The following is a 983-nucleotide window of genomic DNA, read 5'->3' on the forward strand; positions in this document are numbered from 1 at the left end:
CAGCACGCCAAGGCCGACGCGGGCCCGGCCGCCCAGGTCGCGGCGGACCAGCGCGTGCTGCTCGAGCGTGGCGAGCAGCCGGTACACCACGGTCCGGTTCACGCCCAGTTTGTGGGAAAGCTCGGTGACGGTCAGCCCGTGGTCCGTGTCGGCGAGCAGCTTCAGGACCCGTAGGCCCCTGTCGAGCGTCTGAGAGGTCTCCGCGGTCACGACGCCCACTCCTTCAGTGGTGAGGTCGACGGCCCCCTCGCCGCATGTGCGTCACCGCGTCCCGGCGGTCACGCGCTTCAGAGGGCCGCCGATCGGCCGGCGGCCCGGACCAGTCCCGGGCACAGTCGCTTCACGGCTGCGCTCCGCGGCGGCGCTGCCACGGGGCGTGTGCGTAGCGGGGACAGTAGCGAGCCGGTCCGCTGAGCGGAAGGCTCCGTCCAGAATCCGGTCACCAGTTGAACAAACCGGTCACTTTTGTCCCGGTACGCACGCAGGGTGACCGCTCTCGCACGCCTCACCGTCCACAGATGACGCCCAGGCGTCTCACCGCATACGGGTGGCCCACTCCTGCACCTTGGCGATCCGCTGGCGCAGCTGCCCCGCGGTGGCCTCGGCGGAGGGCGGGCCGCCGCAGACCCGGCGCAGCTCGGTGTGGATCACGCCGTGCGGCTTGCCGCTCTGGTGGACGTAGGCGCCGACGAGCGAGTTGAGCTTCTTGCGCAGCTCCATCATCTCCTTGTGGGAGACCACGGGCCGCCGCTCGGCGGGCAGTTCGAGCAGGTCGGCCTCCTCGGCCGGCTTCTTCCTGCTGTGCGCGATCTGCCGGGCCTGCCGCTTCTGCAGCAGCAGCTGCACCTGGTCGGGCTCCAGCAGGCCGGGGATGCCGAGGTAGTCCTGCTCCTCCTCGCTGCCGGGGTGCGCCTGCATGCCGAACTCGGCGCCGTTGTACATGACCCGGTCGAAGACGGCGTCGGACTCCAGCGCCTCGAAGG

Annotated in this window: 1 protein-coding gene and 1 pseudogene; both read right to left on the reverse strand. The window is 71.0% G+C overall.

Features of this window, described 5'->3' with window-relative positions:
• Window positions 1–210: helix-turn-helix domain-containing protein (locus tag LPA54_RS32910; protein ID WP_228984416.1), on the reverse strand; the 210-nt coding region annotated here is incomplete at its 3' end.
• 324 nt (window positions 211–534) lie between these two features.
• Window positions 535–983: pseudogene (locus LPA54_RS32915) on the reverse strand (ATP-dependent helicase); the annotation flags it as partial.

Source organism: Streptomyces sp. DH12 (genome assembly GCF_020873895.1).
Lineage (GTDB): Bacteria > Actinomycetota > Actinomycetes > Streptomycetales > Streptomycetaceae > Streptomyces.